The 25,849-nt window shown below is 63.8% G+C and carries 26 protein-coding genes and 1 pseudogene; 15 read left to right on the forward strand and 12 right to left on the reverse strand.

Annotated elements, in window-relative coordinates; genetic code table 11:
* Entirely contained in the window at positions 1-408 is a 408-nt protein-coding gene (locus tag RPF88_RS21895; protein WP_337123188.1) for a hypothetical protein, read from the forward strand.
* Here RPF88_RS21895 and RPF88_RS21900 read toward each other — a convergent pair.
* Complete coding sequence (locus tag RPF88_RS21900; protein ID WP_337123189.1) at positions 387-857, reverse strand: hypothetical protein; 471 nt, start codon at positions 855-857, stop codon at positions 387-389. The two genes, RPF88_RS21895 and RPF88_RS21900, sit on opposite strands and share 22 nt — an antisense overlap.
* 206 nt (positions 858-1,063) lie before the next feature.
* Complete coding sequence (locus RPF88_RS21905; RefSeq protein WP_337123190.1) at positions 1,064-1,933, reverse strand: helix-turn-helix domain-containing protein; 870 nt, start codon at positions 1,931-1,933, stop codon at positions 1,064-1,066.
* A 92-nt stretch (positions 1,934-2,025) separates the two neighbouring features.
* Here RPF88_RS21905 and RPF88_RS21910 point away from each other — a divergent pair, with 92 nt between their 5' ends.
* Entirely contained in the window at positions 2,026-3,570 is a 1,545-nt protein-coding gene (locus RPF88_RS21910; RefSeq protein WP_337123191.1) for a 4-hydroxyphenylacetate 3-hydroxylase N-terminal domain-containing protein, read from the forward strand.
* Between the two features lie 6 nt (positions 3,571-3,576).
* Positions 3,577-4,086 carry a flavin reductase gene (locus RPF88_RS21915; protein WP_013528541.1) on the forward strand — a complete coding sequence of 170 codons (510 nt, stop codon included), beginning with the start codon at positions 3,577-3,579 and terminating at the stop codon, positions 4,084-4,086.
* A 29-nt stretch (positions 4,087-4,115) separates the two neighbouring features.
* Here RPF88_RS21915 and hpaR read toward each other — a convergent pair whose 3' ends face one another.
* Positions 4,116-4,511, reverse strand: a complete 396-nt coding sequence (gene hpaR / locus RPF88_RS21920; protein ID WP_224620863.1) for a homoprotocatechuate degradation operon regulator HpaR — start codon at positions 4,509-4,511, stop codon at positions 4,116-4,118.
* A gap of 215 nt (positions 4,512-4,726) precedes the next feature.
* On the opposite strand from hpaR, the gene RPF88_RS21925 reads away from it, so the two are divergent.
* The 5 genes from RPF88_RS21925 (at position 4,727) to hpaH (ending at position 9,548) form a co-directional block, all read left to right on the forward strand.
* Entirely contained in the window at positions 4,727-5,113 is a 387-nt protein-coding gene (locus RPF88_RS21925) for a 5-carboxymethyl-2-hydroxymuconate Delta-isomerase (protein ID WP_013528543.1), read from the forward strand.
* 11 nt (positions 5,114-5,124) lie between these two features.
* Positions 5,125-6,642: a 5-carboxymethyl-2-hydroxymuconate semialdehyde dehydrogenase gene (gene hpaE / locus RPF88_RS21930; protein ID WP_337123192.1), complete on the forward strand. Its 1,518-nt coding sequence runs from the start codon at positions 5,125-5,127 to the stop codon at positions 6,640-6,642.
* Between the two features lie 14 nt (positions 6,643-6,656).
* On the forward strand, positions 6,657-7,637 hold the full coding sequence (gene hpaD / locus RPF88_RS21935) for a 3,4-dihydroxyphenylacetate 2,3-dioxygenase (protein WP_337123193.1): 981 nt from the start codon (positions 6,657-6,659) through the stop codon (positions 7,635-7,637).
* Between the two features lie 235 nt (positions 7,638-7,872).
* Positions 7,873-8,745 (forward strand): fumarylacetoacetate hydrolase family protein, encoded by an 873-nt coding sequence (locus RPF88_RS21940; protein WP_337123194.1) that lies wholly within the window; start codon positions 7,873-7,875, stop codon positions 8,743-8,745.
* The gene (gene hpaH / locus RPF88_RS21945; protein ID WP_337123195.1) at positions 8,742-9,548 is read left to right on the forward strand and encodes a 2-oxo-hept-4-ene-1,7-dioate hydratase; all 807 of its coding nucleotides are present in this window, start codon (positions 8,742-8,744) and stop codon (positions 9,546-9,548) included. Before RPF88_RS21940 ends, hpaH begins: the two co-directional genes overlap by 4 nt.
* A gap of 28 nt (positions 9,549-9,576) precedes the next feature.
* Here hpaH and RPF88_RS21950 read toward each other — a convergent pair whose 3' ends face one another.
* Genes RPF88_RS21950 through RPF88_RS21975 form a run of 6 tightly spaced genes read right to left on the reverse strand, consistent with a single transcriptional unit; the run spans position 9,577 to position 16,007 of the window.
* Entirely contained in the window at positions 9,577-10,599 is a 1,023-nt protein-coding gene (locus RPF88_RS21950; RefSeq protein ID WP_337123196.1) for a phosphotransferase enzyme family protein, read from the reverse strand.
* Positions 10,596-11,888, reverse strand: a complete 1,293-nt coding sequence (locus tag RPF88_RS21955) for an aminotransferase class III-fold pyridoxal phosphate-dependent enzyme (protein ID WP_337123197.1) — start codon at positions 11,886-11,888, stop codon at positions 10,596-10,598. Before RPF88_RS21955 ends, RPF88_RS21950 begins: the two co-directional genes overlap by 4 nt.
* Before the next feature lie 34 nt (positions 11,889-11,922).
* Positions 11,923-13,272 (reverse strand): aminotransferase class III-fold pyridoxal phosphate-dependent enzyme, encoded by a 1,350-nt coding sequence (locus RPF88_RS21960; RefSeq protein WP_063170913.1) that lies wholly within the window; start codon positions 13,270-13,272, stop codon positions 11,923-11,925.
* 19 nt (positions 13,273-13,291) lie between these two features.
* Positions 13,292-13,960: an HAD family hydrolase gene (locus tag RPF88_RS21965; RefSeq protein ID WP_337123198.1), complete on the reverse strand. Its 669-nt coding sequence runs from the start codon at positions 13,958-13,960 to the stop codon at positions 13,292-13,294.
* Entirely contained in the window at positions 13,957-15,237 is a 1,281-nt protein-coding gene (locus RPF88_RS21970; RefSeq protein ID WP_063170912.1) for a Tm-1-like ATP-binding domain-containing protein, read from the reverse strand. The genes RPF88_RS21965 and RPF88_RS21970 overlap by 4 nt, the downstream gene beginning before the upstream one ends.
* A complete protein-coding gene (locus RPF88_RS21975) occupies positions 15,237-16,007 on the reverse strand; it encodes an IclR family transcriptional regulator (protein WP_337123199.1) in 771 nt (256 codons plus the stop codon). The genes RPF88_RS21970 and RPF88_RS21975 overlap by 1 nt, the downstream gene beginning before the upstream one ends.
* A 173-nt stretch (positions 16,008-16,180) precedes the next feature.
* On the opposite strand from RPF88_RS21975, the pseudogene RPF88_RS21980 reads away from it, so the two are divergent.
* The 6 genes and pseudogenes from RPF88_RS21980 (at position 16,181) to RPF88_RS22005 (ending at position 22,872) form a co-directional block, all read left to right on the forward strand.
* Positions 16,181-17,628: pseudogene (locus RPF88_RS21980) on the forward strand (APC family permease).
* A 49-nt stretch (positions 17,629-17,677) separates the two neighbouring features.
* Positions 17,678-18,463, forward strand: a complete 786-nt coding sequence (locus RPF88_RS21985; RefSeq protein ID WP_337123200.1) for a cytochrome P450 — start codon at positions 17,678-17,680, stop codon at positions 18,461-18,463.
* The gene (locus RPF88_RS21990) at positions 18,460-19,947 is read left to right on the forward strand and encodes an aldehyde dehydrogenase (RefSeq protein WP_337123201.1); all 1,488 of its coding nucleotides are present in this window, start codon (positions 18,460-18,462) and stop codon (positions 19,945-19,947) included. Before RPF88_RS21985 ends, RPF88_RS21990 begins: the two co-directional genes overlap by 4 nt.
* Before the next feature lie 244 nt (positions 19,948-20,191).
* Positions 20,192-21,046, forward strand: a complete 855-nt coding sequence (locus RPF88_RS21995; protein ID WP_337123202.1) for a MetQ/NlpA family lipoprotein — start codon at positions 20,192-20,194, stop codon at positions 21,044-21,046.
* A 91-nt stretch (positions 21,047-21,137) separates the two neighbouring features.
* Positions 21,138-22,235: a methionine ABC transporter ATP-binding protein gene (locus RPF88_RS22000; protein WP_027161151.1), complete on the forward strand. Its 1,098-nt coding sequence runs from the start codon at positions 21,138-21,140 to the stop codon at positions 22,233-22,235.
* Entirely contained in the window at positions 22,216-22,872 is a 657-nt protein-coding gene (locus RPF88_RS22005; RefSeq protein ID WP_013528559.1) for a methionine ABC transporter permease, read from the forward strand. The genes RPF88_RS22000 and RPF88_RS22005 overlap by 20 nt, the downstream gene beginning before the upstream one ends.
* Here RPF88_RS22005 and RPF88_RS22010 read toward each other — a convergent pair.
* Positions 22,805-23,266, reverse strand: coding sequence for a Fic/DOC family protein (locus tag RPF88_RS22010; protein ID WP_337123203.1), 462 nt, complete (start codon positions 23,264-23,266; stop codon positions 22,805-22,807). The two genes, RPF88_RS22005 and RPF88_RS22010, sit on opposite strands and share 68 nt — an antisense overlap.
* Positions 23,267-23,282: 16 nt before the next feature.
* Between RPF88_RS22010 and RPF88_RS22015 the strand changes: the two genes are divergently transcribed.
* The gene (locus RPF88_RS22015; protein ID WP_244514377.1) at positions 23,283-23,540 is read left to right on the forward strand and encodes a hypothetical protein; all 258 of its coding nucleotides are present in this window, start codon (positions 23,283-23,285) and stop codon (positions 23,538-23,540) included.
* A 191-nt stretch (positions 23,541-23,731) separates the two neighbouring features.
* Here the strand turns inward: RPF88_RS22015 and RPF88_RS22020 are convergent, their stop codons facing one another.
* Both RPF88_RS22020 and RPF88_RS22025 read right to left on the reverse strand, forming a co-directional pair.
* Complete coding sequence (locus RPF88_RS22020) at positions 23,732-24,862, reverse strand: aminomethyltransferase family protein (RefSeq protein ID WP_337123204.1); 1,131 nt, start codon at positions 24,860-24,862, stop codon at positions 23,732-23,734.
* A gap of 154 nt (positions 24,863-25,016) precedes the next feature.
* The gene (locus tag RPF88_RS22025) at positions 25,017-25,793 is read right to left on the reverse strand and encodes an ABC transporter substrate-binding protein (RefSeq protein ID WP_337123205.1); all 777 of its coding nucleotides are present in this window, start codon (positions 25,791-25,793) and stop codon (positions 25,017-25,019) included.
* Positions 25,794-25,849 lie beyond the last annotated feature (56 nt).

Here is a 25,849-nt window from a genome sequence, read left to right on the forward strand (position 1 = left end):
ATGACAATGCCTCGCAGCCTGCGCCGGAAGGGCGAGGCATACGAGGCATTTTTGCCGCCCGGCGATCAGAGCCGGTATTTTGCGCTAGCGTATTCGGTCCGGCGGGTCAGTCAAGCCCTCAACGATATCCGCCAAGGCTACGAACTCAGGTTAACGGGTTTCTTCGGAGCCTTCGCCGGCGCGCTGGCTGACGGAGCATCAAAGAAAAACCCGCCTGTACGGCGGGTCACTGGCGCAAATCAGCACCATAGGCAAAAATGTAGCATAGCTGCCGTCACCGAGTCAAGAAAAAATTCCTATCGTGAAAAGCTGCCAGCACAAAGGCTGCCGACACCCGCCGAACTGGCCGTTGTCAAGCCTTTTGCTAACCTGGGTTCGGAGCCCTGCTATCTGGCTGCCGGCCGCTGACCATGTTGGCGAGCATAGTCCACACAGGCGTCCACCGTGCTGACACAAAGCGCGTCGCGCCTGTTCGGCAAATTGTTGTCGCCGGCATAGGCAACTTCGGCGACACGGCCATCGACCATGCGAATTTGCGTATCGCAATAGCCGCCGGGAGCGACATTGACGGAGCCGCCGACCGCCAACGTCGGAACCACAATGCTGAGATTGCCGCGCTGGACGATGCGCTTGTAGGTCCAGATCTGGCCCGATTGGCCGGCGTCGGCGGTGGCGGTCGGAAACCCGGCGCACATTCGAACATCGGCTTCGCTGAGGCCGACCATCTCCTTGCGGGCAGCCGCCGCCGTTGGATCAATCTTGGCGATACGCGACGTATCGTCGGGAACGACGCAGGAAGACTGGATGCCGACACAGAGAGCAGCGAGGCCAAGCTTTCGAATGCAGGAAAATATCATGCCGACTGTCAGATTTGCCCGATTGTCAGATTTTGCGTGGCGCCCGCCGCTCCTTTCTACCTAGGCAGACAGGCGAGCGGATCAACCCGTTCAGCTTCACGAAAAAGTGGCTGTGGCTGCATCATGGCCGGTCGGGAAGCCAACGCCCTGGCGGAAGCGGGCTCGCGCCGGAACGGCGCGCCAAGGTCCGCATCCATGGTCACCCATCAATGACCCTGCAACTGTTTCCGCCGCCAGGACGCGGGCGCTTCGCCGACCCGCGCGCGAAAGAATCGTGAAAAATACGCCGGGTCGTCGAAGCCGATCTCGTAGGCGATGTCCTCGACCGTGCGTACGGTGAACAACAGCAGCCGCTTGGCCTCCAGCAGCCGTCGCTCACTGATGACGCGTTTGACGCCGCTGCCCAGCACCGCGCGGCTGGCCTTGTCGAGAAGATGCGACGTCGTGGCCAGCGCCTCGACGTAGCGATCAACAGGCCAGTTGTCGCGGAAATGCGCATCGGCGAGCCGGCGCAGCCCCAACGCCAGTGAGGCATCAGAAGACGCCGTGGCATCCTTTGTCTCGGGACTGAGGCGCGCGATGTGGGAGAGCGCGACGGCGATCAGCGCCTGCAGGACCCTGTCATTGCCGGCTTGCGCCTCGGCGTATTCGGCGGCGATCATCTCCAGCACCGCCGCCAATCTGGCCCACGCTGCGTGCTGCGGCATGCCGTCGGCAAAGACCGGCCGGTCCAGCGGCAGCAGGCTGTGAGCCGCGATGGCCGCAAGCGCGCCGTCGGCGACCGAGACGACGATGGCGTCGGTGCCGGGGCCGATCGAGAAGCCGTGCACGATAGTGCTCGGCACGAAACTCACGGCAGGCGCCGAAAAGTCCCAGGATCGGTCTTCGATGCGGTAGGTACCGGAGCCGCTGGTCCAGAAGGTGATCTGACCCATCTGCGGGTGCTTGTGCGCGGCGACCTCACCAAGATGGATATTGCCGCGCGCAAGCACCGTCTCGACATGCAGAAAACCGACATCGAGCGGCCGCACCGGCTCGCCATAGACGAAGAAGTCGGGGATGGATCTCTGGCTCATGACGCCGGAAAAAGTCCAATCGGTTTTGCCGTTCCGTCCATAACCGATCGATGCCCAGGGCGCTAGGGTTACGGCTTAAGAGGAGGACCATCATGCGATCAGAAGACTTCCGCACTGATAAGGCACGCCCGTTCACCGGGGCCGAGTATCTGGAGAGCCTGCGCGATCGCCGCGAGGTCTATATCAACGGCGAACGCATTGCCGACGTCACCACGCATCCGGCGATGCGCAATTCGGCGCGGTCGCTGGCGCGCCTCTACGACGCCCTGCATGATCCAAAGCGGCGGGACGCGCTGACCTCGCCGACCGACACAAGCTCGGGCGGCTACACCCACAAATATTTCCGCGTTGCCAAATCTTCCGCCGAGCTTGTTGCCCAGCAGGCGGCGATCGCCGAGTGGTCGCGCATGTCCTATGGCTGGATGGGCCGCACGCCCGACTACAAGGCGGCGCTGATGAACACGCTCGGCGCCAATGCCGACTGGTACGGGCCGTTCAAGGACAATGCCCTGTCCTGGCACAAACGCGCGCAGGACGCCGCGTTGTTCATGAACCACGCCATCGTCAACCCGCCGATCGACCGCCACAAGCCGGCCGAACAGGTGAAGGACGTCTTCGTCCACATCACCAGGGAGACGGACGCCGGCATCTACGTGTCCGGCGCCAAGGTGGTGGCGACGTCTTCGGCGCTGACGCACTACAATTTCCTGGCGCAAGGGTCGGCGACGGTGACCGAGGATCCGTCGCTGTCGGTGATGTTCATCGTGCCGATGAATGCGCCGGGGATAAAGATGTTCTGCCGCGTCTCCTACGAGCAGACCGCCAACACGATGGCGGCACCCTTCGACTATCCGCTGTCGTCGCGCTTCGACGAGAACGACGCGATCCTGGTGCTCGACAATGTCTTCATCCCCTGGGAGGACGTGCTGGTGCTGCGCGATGCGCAAAAAATCCTGTCCTTCCATCCGGCCTCCGGCTTCATGCATGGCTACTGCTTCCAGGGCTGCACGCGTTTCGCCGTCAAGCTCGACTTTCTCGCCGGCCTGCTGGCCAAGGCGCTGCGCGCCACGGGCGGCGATGCTTTCCGCGGCAACCAGGCGGCACTGGGCGAGGTCATTGCGCTCAGGCACATGTTCTGGAGCTTTTCCAACGCCATGGCCTACAACCCGATCCCATGGGCGAATGGCGCCGTCCTGCCCAACCTCGAAGCCGCCCTTGCCTACCGCACCTTCATGTCGGAAGCCTATCCGCGCGTCATCGACACCGTGCGCCGGGTGATCGCGTCCGGGCTGATCTACCTGCCGTCGTCGGTGCGCGACTTCAACAACCCCGAGATCGACAAGTATCTGGCGCAATATGTGCGCGGCTCCAATGATATGGGCCACATCGAGCGCATCAAGATCATGAAGCTGTTGTGGGACGCGACCGGCACCGAGTTCGGCGGCCGTCACGCGCTCTATGAGCTCAACTATGCCGGTGCGCCGGAAGAGGTACGGCTGCAGGTGCTGAAAGGCGCCGAGCGCGGCGGGCGGCTGAAGGCGATGGAAGAGCTGGTCGACACCTGCATGGCCGATTATGACGAGAATGGCTGGACCGGCGATACCTGGTTCAATCCGCTTGTCTCAACGGCCGAGTGAAATCACATGGCCACGCAGATTTCGAAAGCCGATTTCCGCGACGCCATGGCGAGGGTCTGCGCGCCGGTCAACATCGTCACCACAGACGGGCCGGCAGGACGCGGCGGCTTCACCGCCACCGCCATGTGCAGCGTCTCGGACGAGCCGCCGACGCTGCTCGTGTGCATGAACGGGCGCTCGACGCAGGCCGCCATGTTCCTGTCCAACCGGCGCTTCTGCGTCAACGTGCTGACGCATGACCACATGCATCTGGCGGGAAAGTTCGCCGGCGCGACCAGGGACATGGAGGCGCGCTACGCCTCGGCGCGTTGGCAGACGCTGACCTCCGGCACGCCGGCGCTGTCGGATGCGATCGTCAACTTCGATTGCGAGATCGAGACTGTGCATGTCGTCGGCACGCACAATGTCATGATCGGCCGCGTCATCGATGTCCGGCACGGCAGCGGCGGCTCGGCCCTGCTCTATGTCGACCGGAATTATACGCAGCCGACACGGTTGGGCAGCTTTGGCGGGTGAGCCTGGACGAAACGGCCAGGACCGACCGCTCAGCTCTCGCCGTCGATCAAGCTCTCCAAGAGGTCGAGGAGCTGCTCCAGCTTCTCATGCCCAAAACGCTGTTCGATGTCGTCATAGATGACGCGACGCTCGGGCGACAGGGCGTCGATCAGGGCGGAGCCGGCAGGCGCAATGGTCAGCACGACGCGGCGGCCGTCGCCTTCGGCCTTGTTGCGGGTGATGAATTTGCGTCCCTCGAGCGCCTTGATGATGCGCGTCAAGCTGGGCGGCAAAACCGAGGCGCGATCGGCAAGTTCCGTCGCCTCGACCGGGCCGGCTTCGCTGAGCACACGCAGCACGCGCCATTGCTGTTCGGTCACGTCATGCGCCGCAAGCATCGGCCGAAACCGCGCCATCACCGCTTCGCGGGCATGAAGCAGCGCCATCGGCAGGGAACGACGGGTATTTTCAGGCAGCAAAAAAGAGCCTCCCACGCTTGCGATCGAAACAGGCCTTCCCTCGGTCGAATCCGCCTGCCGGGGCCCGTTCCTGCCATCCCGTATCGTTGCGCCAAGGCCGATGCAAGACTTGACTTCGCGGATGCCGCATGTAATTAACGCGTTAACTACAACAAAGCAATAACCCAGGGAAACGAAGCGCCGTGCCTCACTTCTCCATCGAGTATTCGGCCAATCTCGATGCCAAGGTCGATATGGACGAATTGTGCGCGCTGGTGTTGCGCACAGTGCTGGACACCGGGCTGTTCGAGACCGGCGCCGTGCGGGTGCGGGCCTTTCGCGCCGAGGCCTACGCGATGGCCGACAGCCTGCCGGAAAACGCTTTTCTCGACATGTCGTTTCGCATCGGCACCGGCCGCAGCCCGGACGAGAAGAAGCGGACCGGCGAGGCTGTCTTCGCGGCGGTGAGCGAATACCTTGCCACCCTGTTCGAGACCCCGCATTTCGCCCTGTCGCTCGAAATCCGGGAAATCGACCCGGTGCTCAGCTGGAAGAAAAACGCAATCCACCCGCGGCTGCGCGGCAAGTGACGGAACCCGACATGTCCGACCTGCAAGGCAATCTGAAAAAGGCCGAGGCCTATCTGGCCCGCTTCAAGCGCGATGGCGTTTTGAACCAGATCGGCGGCGAGGCGGTGCCGGCCCTCGATGGCGCGACGTTCGAAACGCTGTCGCCGGTCGACCTCAAGCCGCTGGCAAGCGTCGCGCGCGGCGGCGCCGCCGACATCGACCGCGCCGCCAAGGCGGCGAAGGCGGCGTTCCCAGCCTGGGCGGCCATGCCTGGCGAGGCACGCAAGAAGCTGCTGCACAAAATCGCCGACGCAATCGAAGCGCGCACCGAGGAGATCGCTTTTGTCGAATGCATGGATACCGGCCAGGCGCTGAAGTTCATGGCCAAGGCAGCGCTGCGCGGTGCCGAGAATTTCCGTTTCTTCGCCGACCGCGCGCCCGAAGCGCGCGACGGCGAGACACTGCGTACGACAGGCCAGGTCAATATGACGACGCGGGTGCCGATCGGCCCGGTCGGCATCATCACGCCGTGGAACACACCGTTCATGCTGTCGACGTGGAAGATTGCGCCAGCGCTGGCGGCCGGCTGCACCGTGGTTCATAAGCCGGCTGAATTCTCGCCGCTGACCGCCCGCCTGCTGGTCGAGATCGCCGAGGAGGCCGGCCTGCCGAAAGGCGTATGGAACCTGGTCAACGGCCTTGGTGAAGACGCCGGCAAGGCGCTGACCGAGCATCCCGACATCAGGGCGATCGGTTTTGTCGGCGAAAGCCGCACCGGTTCGATGATCATGAAGCAAGGCGCCGGCACGCTGAAGCGCGTGCATTTCGAGCTTGGCGGCAAGAACCCGGTGATCGTCTTTGCCGACGCCGATCTCGAGCGCGCCGCCGACGCCGCCGTGTTCATGATCTATTCGCTGAATGGCGAGCGCTGCACCTCGTCGTCGCGGCTTCTGGTCGAAGCCTCGATCTATGAAAGCTTCACCGCCAAAGTCGCGGAGAGGGCGAAGCGCATCGTCGTCGGCCACCCGCTCGATCCGAAAACGGTGGTCGGGCCGCTGATCCATCCGGTGCATGAAAAGAAGGTGCTGTCCTATATCGACATCGGCAGGTCGGAGGGGGCGACGCTGGCCGTCGGCGGCGGCAAGGTCGATGGACCGGGAGGCGGCTGTTATGTCGGCCCGACCCTGTTCACCAACGTGACCAACGGCATGCGCATCGCGCAGGAGGAGATTTTCGGGCCGGTGCTGAGCGCCATTGCGTTCAACGACGAGGCGGAAGCGCTGGCGCTGGCCAACGACACGCAATACGGCCTGACCGGCTATCTCTGGACCTCTGACGTCACCCGCGCCTTCCGTTTCACCGATGCGCTGGAGGCCGGCATGATCTGGGTTAACTCCGAGAACGTGCGGCATTTGCCGACCCCCTTCGGCGGCGTCAAGAATTCCGGCATCGGCCGCGACGGCGGCGACCATTCCTTCGACTTCTACATGGAGACGAAGAACGTCGCCTTCGCGACGACGGCGCACGCGATCCAGAAACTCGGCGGCTGACCGGAGGAAATCGGATGCCCTTGCCCAAACCCAATCTCTACCCCGCCTTCAACATCGTGCGCCTCAGCCATGTCGAGTTGGCTGTCACCGACCTCGCCAAATCCCGCGCCTTCTATGTCGACACGCTCGGCCTGCAGGTTACCGACGAGACATCAGGCGCCATCTACCTGCGCGCCATGGAGGAACGTGGCCATCACTGCATCGTGCTGCGCAAGGCGACGACGCCGGAAGCGCGCGACCTCGGCTTCAAGGTCTTTTCTAACGACGACCTCGACAAGGCCGAGTATTTCTTCAAGGGCAAGGGCCTGCCGGTGGAATGGGTCGAGCGGCCCTACCAGTCGCGCACTTTTCGGACGCGCGACCCGCACGGGATTCCGCTGGAGTTCTATGCCCAGATGGAAAGGCTGCCGCCGATCCATCAGAAATATGCGCTCTACAAGGGCGTCAAGCCGCTGCGCATCGACCACTTCAACTGCTTCTCGCCCAATGTCGACGAGTCCGTCGCCTTCTACAACGAGCTCGGTTTTCGCGTCACCGAATACACCGAGGATGCCGCAACCGGGAAGCTTTGGGCAGCTTGGACGCACCGCAAGGGCGGCGTCCACGACATCGCCTTCACCAACGGCATCGGCCCGCGCCTGCATCATGTCGCCTTCTGGGTGCCGACGCCGCTCAACATCATCGACCTGCTCGACCTGATGGCAACCACGGGCTATTTGCCGAACATCGAACGCGGCCCCGGCCGGCACGGCATTTCCAACGCCTTCTTCCTTTATGTCCGCGACCCGGACAACCACCGCATCGAGATCTACTGTTCGGACTACCAGACGGTCGATCCCGACCTGGAGCCGATCAAGTGGGACCTCAAGGACCCGCAGCGCCAGACGCTGTGGGGCGCACCGGCGCCGAAAAGCTGGTTCGAGGAGGGCAGTGCGTTTGCCGGGGCGGAGGCGCGCCAGCCGGATTTGGCGGCTTCGCCGATCATTGCGCCGTGAGTGGATTCTAATCGATGTCAGCGTTCCTTCGCGCCCCCCTCTGTCCTGCCGGACATCTCCCCCTCAAGGGGGGAGATTGGCTAGGCCCATGGTCAGCGCCTCTCTTGCAGCGTTGGAAATTGGCGAAGGCAGAGATGACATCCGATCTCCCCCCAAGAGGGGGAGATGTCCGGCAGGACAGAGGGGGGCGCCGTAGAGCTCCAACCTCGCCCACCACCATCGCCGGAGCCGCAGCATGAACCACGCACGGCTCGCCACCTTCACCGTCGGCGGTAAGGCGCGCTATGGCGCGGTCACCAGCAAGGGTGTCGTCGACCTGTCGGCGCGCCACGGCCAGTGGCCGACGCTGCGGGAGGTGATCGAGGCCGGCGCCTTGCGGCGGCTGGCGGAAGAGGCAGAGGCCTTCCCAGTCGATTTCCCGCTCGACGCCATTGCCTACGAAATTCCGATCCCGTCGCCGGAAAAGATCATCTGCGTCGGCGTCAACTACCCCGACCGCAACGAGGAGTACAAGGACGGCCAGGCAGCACCCTCGAATCCGTCGCTGTTCGTCCGTTTTCCCCGCTCCTTCGTCGGCCATGGCGCGCCGCTGGTGCGGCCGCCGGAATCCCCGCAGCTCGACTATGAGGGCGAAATCGTCATCGTCATCGGTAAGGCGGGACGGCGCATTGCCGAGGCCAACGCGCTCAGCCATATTGCGGCACTGTCGCTGTGCAATGAAGGCACCATCCGCGACTGGGTGCGGCATGCCAAGTTCAACGTCACGCAAGGCAAGAATTTCGACCGCAGCGGCTCGATCGGCCCTTGGCTGGTGCCGTTCACCGACGCGGAGCAGATCGCCGACATCGCGCTGACCGCCCGCGTCAATGGCGAAATCCGCCAGCAGGACCGCACCAGCCGGATGATCTTCTCGTTTCGCAAGATTATCGCCTATGTCTCGACCTTCACCACACTGGTGCCGGGCGACATCATCGTCACCGGCACGCCGACGGGCGCCGGCGCCCGCTTCGAGCCGCCGATCTGGCTGAAGCCCGGCGACGTCATCGAGGTCGAGGCAGACGGCATCGGCGTGCTGCGCAACAGCGTCGTCGACGAGGAAGCAGCATGACCCCGGAGCAAGTGGAAGACGCCGCGGCACGGCTGTTCGAGGCCGAGCGTTCACGCCGCCAGATCCGGCTGCTCAGCCTCGATTTTCCCGAGGCGACGATGGAGGATGCCTATCGCGTGCAGGCAGCGCTGGTGACGCGCAAGATCGATGCCGGGCTGAAGCCGAAGGGCTGGAAGATCGGCCTGACCTCCAAGGCGATGCAATATGCGCTCGCCATCGACACGCCGGATTCGGGCGTGCTGTTCGACGACATGTTCTTCGACGATGGCGCGACCATTCCCGCCGGCCGCTTTATCCAGCCGCGCGTCGAGGCCGAGATCGCCTTCATCATGAAGGCGCCGCTGAAAGGCCCCGGCGTGACGATCTTCGACGTGTTCAACGCCACCGACTACATCACGCCGGCGCTCGAAATCCTCGATACGCGCATCGAGCGCGTCAATGCGGAGACGAAGAAGGCGCGTACCTTCTTCGACACCATTTCGGACAATGCCGCCAATGCCGGCATCGTCATCGGCGGCCGGCCGCAGCGGCCTGATGAGACCGACATGCGCTGGATCGGCGCCATCGTTTCGCGCAATGCCGAGGTCGAGGAGACCGGGCTTGGCGCCGGCGTGCTCAACCATCCGGCGATGGGCATTGCCTGGCTGGCCGACAGGCTCGCCCGCTACGGCATGTCGATCGCTGCCGGCGAGGTCGTTCTCTCCGGGTCGTTCGTGCGTCCGGTCGAGGCGCGACCCGGCGACACGATCGTCGCCGATTTCGGCAGTTCGGGCACGGTCAGCATCCATTTCGCGAAGGGCTGACGGTTCCGCCAGTTCTTATCAATCGGCCTTATTCGCCATGCAGATAGGCAATCACCACATCGGCTGCGATGGCCGACATGCGCAGGCCGACCTCCCTGGTGATGTCGCCTTCGACGCGGCTCTGCACCCAGCCGAGGAAGGCGAAGGCCCGCAAGGCAGAAAACAGCGGCAGCGCGGCGATGTCGCGCGCCGTCAGTTCGCGCTCCTGCCGATAGCCCTTGAGCAAAGCGTCCTCGATCAGCGGATAGATCGCCTCATCGCGGTTCTGGTAAAGCGCGACGGCAAGGTCGTATATGTGCCAGCCATGGCCGCAATCGTCGAAGTCGATGATGCGGATCGCACCATCATGGACGAGCACATTCTCGCGCACCAGGTCGGCGTGGATGATGCCGAAATTGCGGGCACTGCGTTCATACGTCAATAGCGCGCGCACGGCCTTTTCGCGCGCCCGCAAAACCAGTTCGCGGCGAGGACCGTCGAGGAAGGGCGAGGTCTCGAAACGCCCCCAATTCGGGTTCGCGCCGAAGAAGCCGTCGAAATCCCAGGCATGGCGGGCAAAGCCGGACGGAGGCGTCCAGGCTGCTGTGACATTGTGCATGTGGGCGATGGTTCGCCCGATCTCGGTAAAGATCTGTCTTGCCTGCTCGGGCGTAAAATCCAGCGGCACGCCTCGCGCGCCGACGGCGCGGCCTTCCAGCCAGCTCAGGCAATCGACTTGCCGGGGTTGCATTGAGGCGTTCGCGCTGACAAGCACGAACAGATCGCCAGCCGGCGTGGCGACCGCAGATGGCGTGGCGATGCCGGCCGATTGCAGAAAACCCATCCATTGCAGTTCCGAGCGCAGGGCGGCGTCCGTGTGATAGCCAAGCCGGTGAATGCGCATGGCGGCCGGCTGGCCATCGGGCAGACGGATCCGGAAGACCGCGTTCTCGCGGAATTTCAGCAGCTCCGGCTCACCCTCATCAATGCCCCAATGGGCGAGCGCGCGCCTGGCCAGCGCCGTGACGTCGGCTGCCGTCTCGGGTTCGGATTGCGCGGAGACTGCGCTCACGCCTTCACTCCGCGGACTTCGCCAAGCACTTCGTCGAGGACGCCGATCAGGAAGTCGGCATTGTCGCGGGAGAACGGCATTGGCGGGCGGATCTTCAACACATTGCCGTGGATGCCGGTCTTGCCCATCAGCACGCCGCGCTGGCGCATCCGGTTGGCGACCTGCTCGGCAATGTCGGGCGCCGGTTCGCGCGTCTTGCGGTCGTGAACCAGTTCGGCGCCGAAGAACAGGCCAGCGCCCCTGACCTCGCCGATACATTCATGGCGATCGGCGAGCGGGCGCAGCAGGTTGAGTGCATAGGCGCCGACGTCACGCGCGTTGGCAACGAGATCTTCCTGCTCGATGACGTCGAGAACGGCATTGGCCACCGCGCAGGAAACCGGATTGCCGCCGAAGGTGTTGAAATAACGGAAGGCGTTGCGGAAGATCGCCAATATCTCCCTTGATGTGACCACGGCGGCGATTGGATGGCCGTTGCCCATCGGCTTGCCCATGGTGACGATGTCGGGAACGAAGCCTGCGCGCGGGTGGCCCCAGAAATGACTGCCGGTGCGGCCGAAACCAGGCTGCACCTCGTCGGCGATGACCAGTCCGCCGGCGTCACGCACCGCGCGCATCGCGTCGTCGAAAAAGCCGGATGGGAGCGTCGGAAAGCCTTCATTGGCGAGCAGCGGACAAAGGATGATGCCGGACAGGCCGATACCGTCCTTTGCCAGCGCGGCGATGGCTTCGCGCACCGCGTCGCCAAAGGCTTTGCCGTTGGCCATCGCATCCGGATGGCGATAGCTGTCAGGCGCCGGCACCAGCCTGACGTGACGGGCGCGGCCGCCGACCGGCGGCATGCGGGTGCTGAGCTGCGAAACCGCCGCGGTGTTGCCATGATAGGTGGCGTCGGTGGCGATGATGCCCATGCGGCCGGTGGCGGCCTGCGCCATGCGCAGCGCGATGTCGTTGGCCTCACTGCCGGTGCAGGTCAGGATGGCGGTCGGCAGGCTGGCATCGAAGGTCGCGGTCAGCCGCTCGACATAGTCGAGGATGGCGGTGTGCAGATAGCGCGTGTGGGTGTTGAGCAGGCTTGCCTGCCGGCACAGGGCCTCGACCACATAGGGGTGGCAGTGGCCGACATGGGCGACGTTGTTGTATGCGTCGAGATATTTGCGGCCGTCGGCATCGTAGAGCCAGACACCTTCGCCGCGCACCAGGTGCACGGGCTCGTCATAGAACAATTGCGATTTCGCACCGAGCAGGCGCGAGCGCCGGCTAACCAGCGCTTCTTGCGGTTGAGTCATTGCGTCTCGAAACTCCGTTCTCTCCAATAAACCGTCAGACCTTCGACAGGCCTGCATCCAATGCTTCGCCGATCCTCGCGACATCCGCGGCGCTGACGATAAGCGGCGGCGACAGGATGATGGCGTTACCGGAGACGCGCAGCATGACGCCGGCCTCGTAGGCCGCCTCCGAAACCAATGCCATGGTCTTCTTGTCGGCGGGCTTTTTCGTCGCGCGGTCCGAGACCAGCTCCAGCGCCGCCATCAGGCCCTTGTACCGGACATCGCCGACGATCGCATGCTTCGCCTTCAGCCCCTCCAGCACGGCTGCGAGTTCGACACCACGCGCGGCGGCGTTCTCGTTCAGGCGCAGCCGTTTGGTCTCGGCAAGCGCCGCCAGACCCGCGGCGCAGCCGACAGGATGGCCGGAATAGGTATAGCCATGGCCGATGGCGCCGAAGCTGGTCTTGTCGGCCTCGAAGACATCGGCGACCTTGGCGCCGATCAAAGTGGCGCCGAGCGGGAAGTAACCCGAAGTGATCGCCTTGGCGATGGTCATGAAATCGGGCTTCACGCCGGACAGCCGCGAGCCCGACCAGGCGCCGGTGCGGCCGAAGCCGGTGACAACTTCATCGGCGATCAAAAGGATCTCGTGGCGGTCGCAGATCTCGCGCACCAGCGGCATGAAGCTCTCATGCGGAACGATGACGCCGCCGGCGCCGAGAACCGGCTCCATGATGAAAGCGGCGATGGTATCGCCGCCCTGGAAGGCGATTTCGTCCTCCAGCGCCTTGGCGCAGAGTTTTGCCAGCCGCACTGGGTCGGTCTCATCGAACGGGTTGCGGAAGGTCCAGGGCGCGGGAATGTGGAAGACGCCCGGCAGCAGCGGCTCGTAGTTGCGGCGGAAATTGGCATTGCCGTTGACCGACGCGCCGCCGAAATGCGTGCCGTGATAGCCTTTCTTCAAGGCGATGAATTTGGTGCGGTCGGCCTGGCCACGGATCTTCCAGTACTGCCGCGCCAGCCGAAGTGCCGTTTCGACCGAATCCGAGCCGCCCGAAGTGAAAAACGTCCGCACCATGCCTTCTGGCTCGAACCATTCGCAGAGTTCGTAGGCGAGCTCGATCGACGGGCCGGTCGAGGTGCCGCGAAAGCCGGAATAATAGGGCAGCGCGCCAAGCTGGTCGGCGATCGCTTTCTTGATCGGGTCGCAGCTGTAGCCGAGATTGACGTTCCACAGGCCGCCGACGGCGTCGAGCACGGTGTTGCCGGCGATGTCGGTGACCATCACACCCTCGCCTTTCATGATCACCTTTGGCGGGTTGGCCCGCATCTCGGCCGGATGCGCCATCGGATGCCAGATCGGCTTGGCGTTGGTTTCGGTGAGAAAATTGATGTCGCGCATAATGGACTCCGCAAAAATCTCAGGCAACTGGGACGAGGTCGAAATGGCCGAGGGCCTCGGCATAGGAATGAGCCGGGCGAGCGACGTCGAAATGCACCGTGCGCATGCCGGCAGCACAGCCGCCATCGACATTGCGCCGCTGGTCGTCGACGAAGACGCAAGCGCCGGCAGGCAGGCCAAGCGCCTCGGTGACGAAGGCATAGGCACGCGGGTCGGGCTTGAGGATGCCGGTGTAAGTGGCGTCGATGATAACATCGAACAGGCCGAGCAACGGCAGCCGCTGGCGGAAGTCGGCGCCGTAGAACAGGTCGAGTTCATTGGACAGGATGGCCAGTCGAAAACCGGCGGCATGCACCGTGCGAATGGTGCTGTCAGCCTCCGGCCGCACCACCTTTTCCGGCTCGGCCCCTCGCGCGCGCCGGACGAAGGTCTCCATCGCCTGCCAGTCCTCGCCCACCAGACGGCCGACCTCGCTTGTGCGTGTGCGCCAATAGTCACGCTCGCTGATCTCGTCGGCCTGCATGGCGCGCCACAGCGGATCGCTGCCCGGATCGAACGGCCCGCGCCATTGCAGCGTCCCCGGCGCGAGGCCGAGCGCCTGTTCGGTCAAGGCGTGGGTCTCGAACAGCGTGCGGGTGACGACGCCGCCGAAATCGAGGACAAGCGCCTGGGCGGGAACAGCACTCACGCCGCCACTCCCTCGGCCGGCTTGCCGCGCGGGACGATGCCTTCCTCGACCCAGCGGTCGAAGATCTCGAGCGCCTTGCCGACGAAGTCGTCGCTGTTGATGTGAGCGTCGATCTCGTGGAACTCGACGCCGGCGGGAATGACCTTGCGAATTTCGTCAGTGAAGGCGGCCAGGGCTTCCGGCTCATAGAGCGGCTCGCCCTCCACGTCCCATTCCTGGATGCCCTGGGACGGCAGGATGAAGGCGGAGCGGCCTCTGGCGGCACCGAGCTTGGCGGCGATGGTCCTGGCGACCTGGCGGCGATCGTCGGCATCGACGGTGATCGAAGCGATCAGCCTGTTATGGGCATGAAACGGTCGCGTCGAGAATTTAGCCGGCAAATCCTGCCAGGTCGGCAGATCGACCATGTCGACCGCACCAGGCGCGGCGATCTGCGGAACGCCGCGAGCGCCGGCATTCTCCAGCCGGTCGGTGCCGGAACTGACGACGGATCCCGCGAGATGATTGGTGATTTCCTGCAGGCTGAAATCGAACACCGCGCAGAAATGGTCCTGACCGGCAATCGATTCGAAGGCACGGCCGCCCATCCCGGTGGTGTGGAAGACGGCAACGTCATAGCCGCGCTGTTCCAGCGCCGGCTTCAGCGTCTTCATGTAGCGCAGGCAGCTGCTGCCGAGCGAGGTCATGCCGATGGTCGGCCCGATTGCCGGAGCCGACATGCGAGTCTCCAGCACGATCCTGGCCGCGCCGACGACCGCACCACAGGCCTGTGACAGGACCAGCCTGCAGATCGAGTTGAGGCCGTACAGCCCGCCCGCCCAGAGGATCATCATCAGGTCGGGCGCGACGCGCTCGGGTGGGATGAGGTGCGAATAGGCGATGGTCGAGACGACGAATTTCGGCACGCCGAGCGGCAGGCAAAGCGCCACGTCGAGCGCCAGATCGGTTCCCATCGAACCGCCGATGGCGATGAAGGCGTCGATCTCGCCGTTTTGATGGAGCTTGCGCACCAGTTGCACGGCGCCGCCGGCCATCAGCGTCATGGCGGTGTTCTCGTCACCGCTCGAAACGATCTCGGCGATCGTCACATCCACCGCCCGCGCCACGGCGTGCTTATCGTGGTCCGGGCTGTAGGGCGGGTCGCCCAGCACGCTGACATCCATCATCACGGCGCTGCCGCCCGACTGCTCGATGCACTGTTTCATGAACAACAGCTCTTCGGCCTTTGTGTCGCCCGTGCCGATGACCAGGATGCGGGGTGCTGTCTCCGAGGGCATCAGGCCTGCCTCCTCAGGGTTTGCAGGTTTTCACCGTTGAGGCGCATGGAAATCTCCCGTGCCGCCGCCCTCACGGCAAGTCCCCGCTCCGTGATCGCGGCCGCCGTCGTTCTGGCCTTTGGCGCCGCCACCGCGATGGTGCCGAGCGCAAAGCCATCCGCCCCGCGGATTGCCGCCGCGACGCTGATCACACCTTCCTCATAGCCCTGGTCGCAGATCGAATAGCCGCGCTCGCGCGCCTCGCCCATGGATCTTGAGATGGCGGCCGGCTCGATCAGCGTATGGGCCGTGAAAGCGTCGAGCGAACCCGTCAGGCACGCTTTGACGGCCTCGTCACGGGCGAAGGACAGATAGGCGATGCCCGACGCGGTCGAATGCAAAGGCAGCAACTGGCCGATGTCGATGTTGACCCGGTTTGCCCATGCTGGATGCTCGACGTGGACGGTGACCAGCCTGTCGACGCCGAATTCCGACAAATGCACGGTCTCGGCCGTCGATGCGGCCAGGTCCCGCACCAGCGGAACGGCCGTCTGCAGGAAGGGAAAGCGCGCCTCGCGGATGCGCGCCAGCCGCGACAGCCCGGCGCCGAGGCGATAGTGCCGCGTACCCGCATCCTGCTCGACGAAACCACGGCCGGCCAGCGCTACCAGCAGCCGCCTTGTCGTCGCCTTGTCGAAGCCCGAGCGGCGCGCCAGATCGGACAGGCCGAGCTCGGGCTCGTCGACGTTGAACAGCTCCAGAAGCGAGATCGCTTTTCCGACCGTACTCAAATTTGCCTCCCGGTTCGGGACAATCATTTAACGTGTGAATTAACTTGACAGGCATCAGCATTGTTTGCAAGTCTATATTCAAAATAACGGTTCAAATAATGAACCAACCACCAGAGTGCATGGGACAGGCCATTCGGCCGGCGAACTCAAGGGTTTGCAAACAGGAGGGATCAATGACAGCAGTCTCGGAACAGGCGCCGGCCAACAGGCTGCGCAAGAACAGTCTTGGCGTCGGCGCCATCACCTTCATGGTGATTTCTGCGGCCGCCCCACTCACGGCAGTCGCCGGCGGCACGCCGCTTGCATGCTGATGGGCAATGGCGCCGGCTTTGCCGGCACCTATCTCATCGTGACCGTGCTGCTGCTTTTGTTCGCGGTCGGCTATGTCGCCATGTCACGCCATGTCGGCAATGCCGGCGCCTTCTATGCCTACGCCGCACGCGGCCTCGGCAGCATGGCCGGCGGCGCCACGGCGCTGATCGCCATCCTGTCCTACAACGCCATGCAGATCGGCGTCATGGGCCTGCTGGGCGCCGCAACCGCCGGCCTGTTCGCCGGCTGGGGCATCAACCTGCCCTGGTGGGTGTGGAGCTTCATCGCCATCGCGCTGGTCGCCGTGCTCGGCTATCGACAGGTCGACCTCTCCGCCAAGATCCTGACGGTGCTGGTGCTGTGCGAATATCTTGTGGTGCTGATCCTCGACGTCGCCATCCTCAAGACCGGCGGCGATAGCGGCCTGTCGGCGGCGCCATTCAGCTGGAGCCAGATCGTCAGCGGCTCGCCGGCCATCGCCATCCTGTTCTGCTTCGCCGCCTTCATCGGTTTCGAGGCGACGACGATCTATGCCGAGGAAGCCCGCGATCCAAAGGTCACCATTCCGCGCGCCACCTATTTCTCGGTCGTGCTGATCGGCGTCTTCTACATGCTCACGGCATGGCTGATGGCGGTCGGCGCCGGTGTCGACAAATTGCTGCCGACGCTGCAGGGATTGCAGGATCCGACGACCTTCCTGTTCGGCCTGTCCGACCGCTACGCCGGCACGATGCTTTCGCAGGCGATGAGCATCCTGTTCGTGTCGAGCCTGTTTGCCGGCGTGCTGGCGTTCCACAATGCGGTTGCGCGGTACATCTACGTCTCGGGCCGCGAGAAGCTGTTGCCGCAGACGATCGGCGTGACGCATCCGGTGCACCAGAGCCCACATGTCGCTTCCGTCGTCCAGAGCGTGCTCGCCGCGGTCGTTGTCGGCCTGTTCGCCGTGCTCGGCCTCGATCCGGTGCTGGCGCTGTTTTCGTGGCTGACCAATGTCGCGACGCTCGGTGTCATCGTGATGATGGCGGTGGCATCGCTTGCCGTGGTGATGTTCTTCCGCGCCAACCCGGCGGCCCACGAGAATGCGCTGAAGACCACCATCCTGCCCGGGCTGACCTTCATCGCCTTCGTCATCATCATCTATTTGATCGTCATCAATTTCGGCAGCCTGTCGGGAGCCGGCGGTTTCCTTGGCGTGTTCCTGCCGGGGCTGGTGCTGATCGCCGCGATCGTCGGCCTGCTGCTGGCCAGCGCGCTGAAGAGCCGCGATCCGGTCGCGTTCAAAAACCTCGGCCAGCCGCTGAAAGATTGAGAAAAGCAAAGGGGCGGCATGCCACGCCGCCCCTTACACCACAAGGGGAGTGGCGGATTTGAGCTTTGCCGAAAATATCACCGTCGAGGCATTGGAAGCCGATCCCTACCCGATCTATGCAGAGCTCAGGCGCAGTGCGCCGGTCGCTTTCGTGCCGGCGGTCAATCTTTGGTTCGTCACCCGCTGGAAGGATGTCGAGAGCGTCGCCAAGTCGCCCGAGATCTTCTCCGCCGTCGTCGGCTCGTCACCAGTTGAGCGTTCCTTCGGCAAGCCGACCATCCTGACCACCGATGGCGAGACGCACAAGCAACTGCGCCAAGGCGTCGACCCGAAATACCGGCCGCGCACCGTCGCCGCCTATGCCGGCGACCTCGTGCGGTCGATTGCCGAACCTTTTCTGGACCGGATCGTCAACCAGGGCTCCGCCGAGCTGATGGCCGATTATTTCGAGCCGGTGTCGACGCTCAGCCTGGCGCGCTCGCTCGGCCTGACGCGGCAGACGACGCGGGCAGTCGAGCTTGGCGGCGTGACGATCCCGGCCGGCGCTGCCGTCGCCGCCCTCGTCGCTTCGGCAAGCCGCGACGAGAGCCGCTTTGCCGATCCCGACCGCTTCGACATCAACCGCAACGAAGGCAACCATGCCGCCTTCGGCTTCGGCCATCATTTCTGTTCGGGCCGGTTCTTCGCACGCGAGCAGATGTGCCTTGCGGTGCGGCTGTTGCTCCAACGCTTCCCCGATCTCAGCCTTGTGCCGAGCAGGGAACCGGTGTTTCGCGGCTGGGAATTCCGCGCGCCAACCACATTGCATGTTTCCCTTGGAGTCCGTCACCAATGATCAGTCAGAATGCCATCGAAACGCTGCGCAAGACGGAGATCGGCGCGCAGGGCCTGTTCATCGATGGCGTGCAGGTCGAGGCAACAAGCGGCACAAGCCTGCCGGTGACGTCGCCGATCGACGGCCGACCTTTCGCCAGCATCGCCGACGGCAACGCCGCCGATATCGACCGCGCCGTGAAGTCGGCGCGCAAGGCGTTCGAGAAGGGCTCGTGGTCGCGCGCCGCACCCGCCTTTCGCAAGAAGGTGCTGACGAAATTCGCCGAGCTGGTCGAGAAACACGCCGATGAGCTCGCCGTGCTCGGTGTGCGCGACAACGGCACCGAGATCGGCATGGCCTACAAGGCAGAACCGCTGTCGGCGGCAGGCACCATCCGCTACTATGCCGAGGCCATCGACAAGGTCTATGGCGAGATCGCGCCGACGGCCGAGAATGTGCTCGGACTGATCCACAAGGAGCCGCTCGGCGTCGTCGGCGTCATCGTGCCCTGGAATTTCCCGCTGATGATCGGTGCCTGGAAGATCGCGCCTGCACTTGCCGCCGGCAATTGCGTGGTGGTCAAGCCGCCTGAGATCGCCTCGCTGACGCTGCTGCGGCTGGCCGAACTGGCAAGCGAGGCCGGCTTGCCCGCCGGTGTGCTCAATGTCGTCACCGGCCGTGGTTCGGTTACCGGCGAGGCGCTCGGCCTGCATATGGATGTCGACGCCATCGCCTTCACCGGTTCCGGCCCGGTCGGCAGGCGGCTGCTCGAATATTCCGCTCGCTCCAATCTGAAGCGCGTCTTCCTCGAACTCGGCGGCAAGTCGCCGAACATCGTCTTTGCCGATGCCCCCGACCTGAAACAGGCGGCGGTCGTCTCGGCCAACGGCATTTTTCGCAATTCCGGCCAGGTCTGCGTCGCCGGCTCGCGCCTGCTCGTCCAGGCGTCGGTCTATGACCGCTTCATGGATGAGCTTCTCCAGGCAACGATGCGGCTGAAAGTCGGCGATCCGCTCGATCTCGCCAACGATGTCGGTGCGGTGTCGAGCGCCGAACAGCTGGACAAGAACCTCGGTTTCGTCGCCAGGGCCACGGAAGAAGGCGCCCGGTTGGTCACCGGCGGCGAGCGCATGCTGACCGAGACCGGAGGGAGCTACATGGCGCCGACGATCTTCGAGAATGTGACACAGGATATGCAGTTGGCGCGTGAGGAGGTGTTCGGGCCGGTGCTCGGCGTCATGCGCTTCGAGACCGAGGAGGAGGCGGTTCGGCTTGCCAATTCGACCGTCTACGGGCTTGCCTCCGCGGTGTGGACCGCCAATCTCTCCACCGCGCATCGCATGGTGCGCGCCATCAATGCCGGCGTCGTCCACGTCAACACCTATGGCGGCGCCGACATCACCGTGCCGCTCGGCGGCGTCAAGCAGTCCGGCTTCGGCCGCGACAAGTCGCTGCACGCGCTGGAGAAATATTTGGAACTGAAGACGGCCTGGATCGCGCTTTGACGGCACGCTGAGCTCTCTGAGAATCTGACGACCTCCAGACGCGCGCAAGATCGCGCCGCGATCCGCTGCGGCCGGTCAAGCAGCGGCTTTTGCTCACGCTCTTGAAAATTTTGAGAGAATATTCCCGGCTTTGGCGAGAATGGCGAAACGCGTTCTTTGATAAACTTGATAGAATTTCTGAGGATGCGACCAAGGCTAGGCAATCCGCCTCGCTGCCATGACTTCACAACCGCAGAGATCAATCATGACTGACTTCAAGAACACTTTGCCATCTTCCCCCGGGTCAACCGTCAACCGGCGCAGTGGCCTTGCTCTGCTGTTCGCCTCGGTCGTCGCGATCGGCAGCCTGATTGCACCGCATGCGTCGTTTGCCGAGGACAAGAAGGCGCTCAAGGTCGGCATCATCAGCGGCGAGGACGAGGACGTCTGGCGCGTCGTCGTCGCGCAAGCCGCCGAAAAGGGCCTTGCCATCGAGACGGTGGTATTCAACGACTACACCCAGCCCAACGAGGCGCTGGAGCGCGGCGAGATCGACGCCAACGCCTTCCAGCACCAGCCCTATCTCGACAACCAGATCAAGACGCAAGGGTATCACATCGTCCGTGTCGGCTATACCGGCGTCTGGCCGATCGGCCTCTACTCTAAGAAGTTCAGCAAGGTTGCCGACCTGCCCGAGGGCGCGGTCATTGGCGTGCCCAACGACCCATCCAATGAAGGCCGGGCGCTGCGCGTGCTGCAGAACGAGGGCGTGATCAAGCTCAGGGATGGCACCGGCATTCTGGCCACCACCGCCGACATCGCCGAGAACGCGAAGAAGGTGGTGATCAAGGAACTTGACGCCGGTATCGTCGGCCGCTCGGTCGAGGATCTCGATGCGGCCGTAGTCAACACCGACTGGGCGCTGAAAAGCGGCCTGTCGCCGGAAAACCGCATCGCGCAGGAGCCTATCGCCGACAATCCCTACCGCAACTTCATCGCGGTGAAGACCGGTAACGAGAACGAGGCCTGGGTGAAGACGCTGGTGGCTTCCTATCAGAACGAGGCGGTGAAGGCCGAGTTCGACAAGGTCTACAAGGGCACCGGCCTCAGCGCCTATTGATCCGGTCCTCGGCCGGAAGCCCGGTTCGAGAGCAACAGCGGTCCGCGCTCAGGCGCGGGCCGCGATTGCGTTTTCGGGAACAGGAATATTCATGAACCAGCATATCACGGCATCCGGGAAGACCGCCGATCCGACCCAGACCCGGCCCGACGCATCTCAGGATGTCGTGCGCCTTGTCGACCTGAAGCGCCATTTCGGTGTGACGGCGGCGCTCGACGGCATTTCGCTGACCGTGCGCAAGGGCGAGATCCTCGGTATCATCGGCCGCAGCGGCGCCGGCAAATCGACGCTGATCCGCTGCCTGAACGGGCTGGAACGGCCTGACTCCGGCGAGGTGTTCATCGAGGGCCGCGAGATCAGCCGGCTCGGCGAGCGCGACCTGCAGCCGCTGCGGCGGCGCATCGGCATGATCTTCCAGCATTTCAACCTGCTGTCGGCCAAGACCGTCGAGGACAATGTGGCGCTGCCGCTGAAGATCGAGGGCCGGCCGAAAGCCGAGAGGCTGAAGCGCGCCGCCGAACTGCTCGATCTTGTCGGCCTGTCGGAGAAAGCCAAGGCCTATCCGGCGTCGCTGTCGGGCGGCCAGAAGCAACGGGTCGGCATCGCCAGGGCGCTTGCCGCGCGCCCGGCGCTGCTCCTGTCGGACGAAGCCACCTCGGCGCTCGATCCGGAGACGACGCGCTCCATCCTCGCACTGCTCAAGGACATCAACCGGCAGCTTGGCCTGACCATCCTTTTGATCACCCATGAGATGGAGGTGATCCGTTCCATCGCCGACCGCGTGGCGGTGATCGACGCCGGACGCATCGTCGAGCAAGGGCCGGTCTGGTCGGTGTTTGCCGACCCACAATCAGACATCACCAAAAGCCTGCTCGGAGCCATCCGGCCGCAGCTGCCAGCCGAACTGGCGGCCCGGCTGCTGCCGGCGGCCGGCGCGGAGACGATTCTGCGCGTGGATGTGGCCGGCGAAGCGGCAAGCAGGCCATTGCTGTCCGACCTTGCCACGGCTGTTCCAGGCGCCTTCCGCCTCGTCCATGGCGGCATCGACCATATCCAGCAGCAGCCGGTCGGCACGCTGTTCCTTTCGGTTCCCGGCAGCGATGCAAATCATCTTGCTGACATCATCACATTCCTGAAGGCCCGCCAGGCGCGGGTGGAGGTCCTTGGCCATGTCGCCAATCCTGTTTGAACTTCTGCTGCGTTCGATCTGGGAGACGGTGCTGATGACGGCCGCCTCCGGCCTCATCTCGCTGGTCTTCGGCCTGCCGCTCGGCCTGGCGCTGATTGCTACCGAACGCGGCGGCATTGCCGAAAGCCTTTGGGTGAACCGGGCGCTCGGCGCCATCATCAACGGCTTCCGCTCGGTGCCCTTCATCATCCTTCTGGTGGCGCTGATCCCGGTGACGCGGCTGATCGTCGGCACCTCGATCGGCACATGGGCAGCCATCGTGCCGCTGTCGATCGCCGCCACGCCCTACTATGCGCGCATCGCCGAAGTGTCGCTGCGCGAAGTCGATCGCGGGCTGATCGAGGCGGCGCGCGCCATGGGCGGCAACCGCTGGACGATCATCCGCGAGGTGCTGGTGCCAGAAGCCCTGCCCGGCATCGTCGCCGGCTTCACGGTGACGCTGGTGACGCTGATCGGTGCGTCAGCCATGGCCGGCGCCATCGGTGCCGGCGGCCTCGGCGACCTCGCCATCCGCTACGGCTACCAGCGTTTTGAGACGTCGGTGATGATCGCAGTGGTCATCGTGCTGATCATCCTGGTCTGCGGCATCCAATGGGTGGGGGATTGGTTGGTGGCGAGGCTGGATAGACGGGGGTGATTGTTAGGCCGACGAACGAGGCGATGATGTCTTCTATCAGTGCTTGCAATGACGCTTCTGAACCGCTGAAACTGTCGATCATGGCTTGAATGACGCGATCCCGTTCAAGGATGTCGTCATTGAATGTCAGGCCCGCGTGCTCGGCGAGCATCGCAAGGAAGGTGAGCTGGGTTCGGCCGTTGCCTTCGCGAAACGGATGCACGGCGTTGATCTCCGCGACGATGTGCGCCAGATGCTTCGCAAAGCTGGTGCCGTCGAGATGAGCTAAGCGGTCGGGATTGCCGAGTTCGCGAAAGACCCGCGCCATCTCGGTGGCGATGTGTTCGGAATAGCAGAACCAATTGCCGGCCTTGCCGATGCGGATGGTGCGCGGCTGACCGGCCCAGCCACACATCCTGGAACAGGTGCCGGTGCAGGCCGAGATAGTGACGGTAGTCGAGTTCGCCTGCCGGCAATGGCTCGTCAGCGCGAGTCAGGAACAGCGCGAGCTCGACTTCATCAAGCTCAGCCTGGTCGCGGATGTCCAACAGGTTAATGAGCACCGTCGTGCCGGGGTAGCACAGCGGATCGAACTCAGCGGCGTAGACCAACGTCTATTTCTTCTTGCGGATTTCTTCCTTGATGAGCGAACGCCGCTCATCACCGGACAGTCCGTGTCGTACGCCTAGGGCGAGTAATTTCGCCATGCGAGGCGATAAGGTCATGCCTTCCACGGCGCTGATTTTCTCGCCGCGCTCGCTGGTCAGCACGAACTGGCCGGTCTTGGCTGAACGGCTGGCTCGTGAGCTAGGAGACTTCATTTCGAGACAATATCATAACCATTGAGGAGAGACCAAAATGATTTCCAGGGTAAGCCCAGTTAGCCGCGCAACCTCCCCCCCTCGGGATCGAAGAACGGTATCGGCGCCACGACCGCCCGGCTGGGCTTGCCATCGATGTCGATGCTGAGTTCGGTGCCAATCGCGGTGAAAGGCAGCCGCAGGTGCGCCGTGGCCAGCACCTTGCCCAGGGAATAGCCGTGGTCGCTGTAGGTGACGGTGCCGGCGTCCTCGCCATCTGCCAGGACCCTGGCATCGGTGGCGGCCGGCGTGTCGCCGTCGAGGATCAGGCCGACCCATTGCTCTTCGAGGCCCTTGTCGCGGACCTTGAGCAAAGCTTGCCGGCCGACGAAATCGCCCTTGTCGAACTTGATCCAGCGGTCGAGGCCGACATGGAACGGCGTGCGGCTCTCATCCATGTCGATGCCGTGTGCCGGATAGGCTTTTTCCAACCCGAGCGTGAACATTGCCAGCACGCCATAGGGTTTCAGGCCAAAGTCCCGGCCGGTCCGCATCAGCGCGTCCCAGACTGAAGCGGCCTCGTCGGCCGGCACGAACAGCTCGAAGCCGAGCTCGCCGGTGACCCCGGTGCGCGAGATCAGCACCCGCGTGCCGTTGATGTGGCCTGACGTGAACGACCAGCGTTTCAGCCCGTCCAGATCGGCATCCGAGATCATCGCCTTCAACAGTTCGCGCGAGCGCGGACCCTGGATGGTCGGGAAGGCGATGGCTGCGGTTATGTCGGTGACATAGGCTTTGCGACCCTGCGCGTGATGCAACAGCCAGGGCAGCATCTTCAGGCGGTTGACCGAGCCGGTTACCAGCATGAAGTGCTCCGGACCCAACCGAAACACGGTGAGGTCGTCCATGATGCCGCCATCCTCGCGGCACACCGTGGAATAGCGGACCTGGCCCGGTTTCATGGCAGCGGCATTATTGACGATGACATGGTTGACCAGCGCCTCGGCGTCCGGCCCCTTGATGTCCATCTTGCCCATGGTGCTGAGATCCTGCACGCCGACATTTTTGCGGGTGTTCAGATGCTCGTCGGCAATGCCGGAATAGGTTTTGGCCGAGATGAAATCGCCCCCGACACGACCCATGGTCGCGCCCAGCCCGACGATGCTGCTGTAGAAAGGGGAACGCCGCTCAGCCAAGGAAGTCTCCATCATGAATTGCGATCCAGAGACCGTTTCGAAATTCGCTCTGGCGAGTCATATGATGGTGGTTTCGAGAACCGGAGCGCAGCGGACATTCAGGTCCGTGAGCACCGGAAGCGCAGAAAACGCCTTCAGATGGCCGCCAGAGTAGAGTTTCCAAACGGTCTCAGCTGCCGTAGACGTCGAACGAGAAGTACTTGTCGTTGATTTCCTTGTACTTGCCATTGGCGCGCAGCGCGTCGATGGCCGCATTGAGCTTGTCGGCCAGTTCCTTATTGCCCTTTTGCAGCGCGATGCCGACGCCAGGGCCGTGAATGGCCGGATCGGCGGTCAGCGTGCCGAGCAGCTTGCAGCAGGCGCCGTCTGGCTTCTTCAACCACTCGGTCAGGATGATCGAGCCGTCCATGATCGCGTCGAGGCGGCCATTGGCCATGTCGGTGCGGGCATCGTCGCCCGTCGGATAGGCCTTGACCGTCGAGCCTGCATATTTCTGGTCGGCGAATTTCTGGTGGATGGTCGCGGTCTGCACGCCGAGCGCCTTGCCTTTCAGGTCTTCAGGCGAAGTGCCTGCGATGGTCGAATCCTTCGGCACGGCGATGGCCGGCGGCGTCTGGTAGTATTTGTGGGTGAACTCGACCTTCTCGGCCCGTTCGGGCGTGATGGTGATGTTGATGATGGCGTCGAACTTGCCGGCCTGCAGCGCCGGTATGGAACCATCGAAATCCTGCACGCTGAATTCGCACTCAGCCTTCATCTCATCGCACAGCGCCTTCCCCAGCTCGATGTCGAAGCCGCCCAGCGTGCCGTCGGCGCTGGCGTAGTTGAAGGGCGGATAAGCGCCTTCGGTGCCGATCCTGAGTTTTTTGTCCTGGGCGGAGGCGGCACCCGTGGCAAGGGTGAGGGCGACGGAAGCGGCAAGCACGAAACGACCGAAAAGACGCATGTTCGAGATCCCCGTTGAAAGCGGGAAGTCTACGGTCTTCCAGGCGCGCGGCGGAG

The organism is Mesorhizobium sp. ISC11 (assembly GCF_037162595.1).
GTDB classification, from domain to species: Bacteria; Pseudomonadota; Alphaproteobacteria; order Rhizobiales; family Rhizobiaceae; genus Mesorhizobium; species Mesorhizobium ciceri.

Excerpts from the sequence above, each read along its gene's own strand:
- RPF88_RS22010 (WP_337123203.1), bottom strand. The coding sequence starts at position 23,266 with ATGTGTGGCTGGGCCGGTCAGCCGCGCACCATCCGCATCGGCAAGGCC.
- RPF88_RS21960 (WP_063170913.1), bottom strand. The coding sequence starts at position 13,272 with ATGCGCGACATCAATTTTCTCACCGAAACCAACGCCAAGCCGATCTGG.
- hpaR (WP_224620863.1), bottom strand. The coding sequence starts at position 4,511 with ATGGCGCTGCTTCATGCCCGCGAAGCGGTGATGGCGCGGTTTCGGCCG.
- RPF88_RS21905 (WP_337123190.1), bottom strand. The coding sequence starts at position 1,933 with ATGAGCCAGAGATCCATCCCCGACTTCTTCGTCTATGGCGAGCCGGTG.
- RPF88_RS21915 (WP_013528541.1), top strand. The coding sequence starts at position 3,577 with ATGGCCACGCAGATTTCGAAAGCCGATTTCCGCGACGCCATGGCGAGG.
- hpaH (WP_337123195.1), top strand. The coding sequence starts at position 8,742 with ATGACCCCGGAGCAAGTGGAAGACGCCGCGGCACGGCTGTTCGAGGCC.
- hpaE (WP_337123192.1), top strand. The coding sequence starts at position 5,125 with ATGTCCGACCTGCAAGGCAATCTGAAAAAGGCCGAGGCCTATCTGGCC.
- RPF88_RS22000 (WP_027161151.1), top strand. The coding sequence starts at position 21,138 with ATGAACCAGCATATCACGGCATCCGGGAAGACCGCCGATCCGACCCAG.
- RPF88_RS21895 (WP_337123188.1), top strand. The coding sequence starts at position 1 with ATGACAATGCCTCGCAGCCTGCGCCGGAAGGGCGAGGCATACGAGGCA.
- RPF88_RS22025 (WP_337123205.1), bottom strand. The coding sequence starts at position 25,793 with ATGCGTCTTTTCGGTCGTTTCGTGCTTGCCGCTTCCGTCGCCCTCACC.
- RPF88_RS22005 (WP_013528559.1), top strand. The coding sequence starts at position 22,216 with ATGTCGCCAATCCTGTTTGAACTTCTGCTGCGTTCGATCTGGGAGACG.
- RPF88_RS21940 (WP_337123194.1), top strand. The coding sequence starts at position 7,873 with ATGAACCACGCACGGCTCGCCACCTTCACCGTCGGCGGTAAGGCGCGC.
- RPF88_RS21995 (WP_337123202.1), top strand. The coding sequence starts at position 20,192 with ATGACTGACTTCAAGAACACTTTGCCATCTTCCCCCGGGTCAACCGTC.
- RPF88_RS21990 (WP_337123201.1), top strand. The coding sequence starts at position 18,460 with ATGATCAGTCAGAATGCCATCGAAACGCTGCGCAAGACGGAGATCGGC.
- RPF88_RS22020 (WP_337123204.1), bottom strand. The coding sequence starts at position 24,862 with ATGATGGAGACTTCCTTGGCTGAGCGGCGTTCCCCTTTCTACAGCAGC.
- RPF88_RS21955 (WP_337123197.1), bottom strand. The coding sequence starts at position 11,888 with ATGACTCAACCGCAAGAAGCGCTGGTTAGCCGGCGCTCGCGCCTGCTC.
- hpaD (WP_337123193.1), top strand. The coding sequence starts at position 6,657 with ATGCCCTTGCCCAAACCCAATCTCTACCCCGCCTTCAACATCGTGCGC.
- RPF88_RS21970 (WP_063170912.1), bottom strand. The coding sequence starts at position 15,237 with ATGCCCTCGGAGACAGCACCCCGCATCCTGGTCATCGGCACGGGCGAC.
- RPF88_RS21910 (WP_337123191.1), top strand. The coding sequence starts at position 2,026 with ATGCGATCAGAAGACTTCCGCACTGATAAGGCACGCCCGTTCACCGGG.
- RPF88_RS21900 (WP_337123189.1), bottom strand. The coding sequence starts at position 857 with ATGATATTTTCCTGCATTCGAAAGCTTGGCCTCGCTGCTCTCTGTGTC.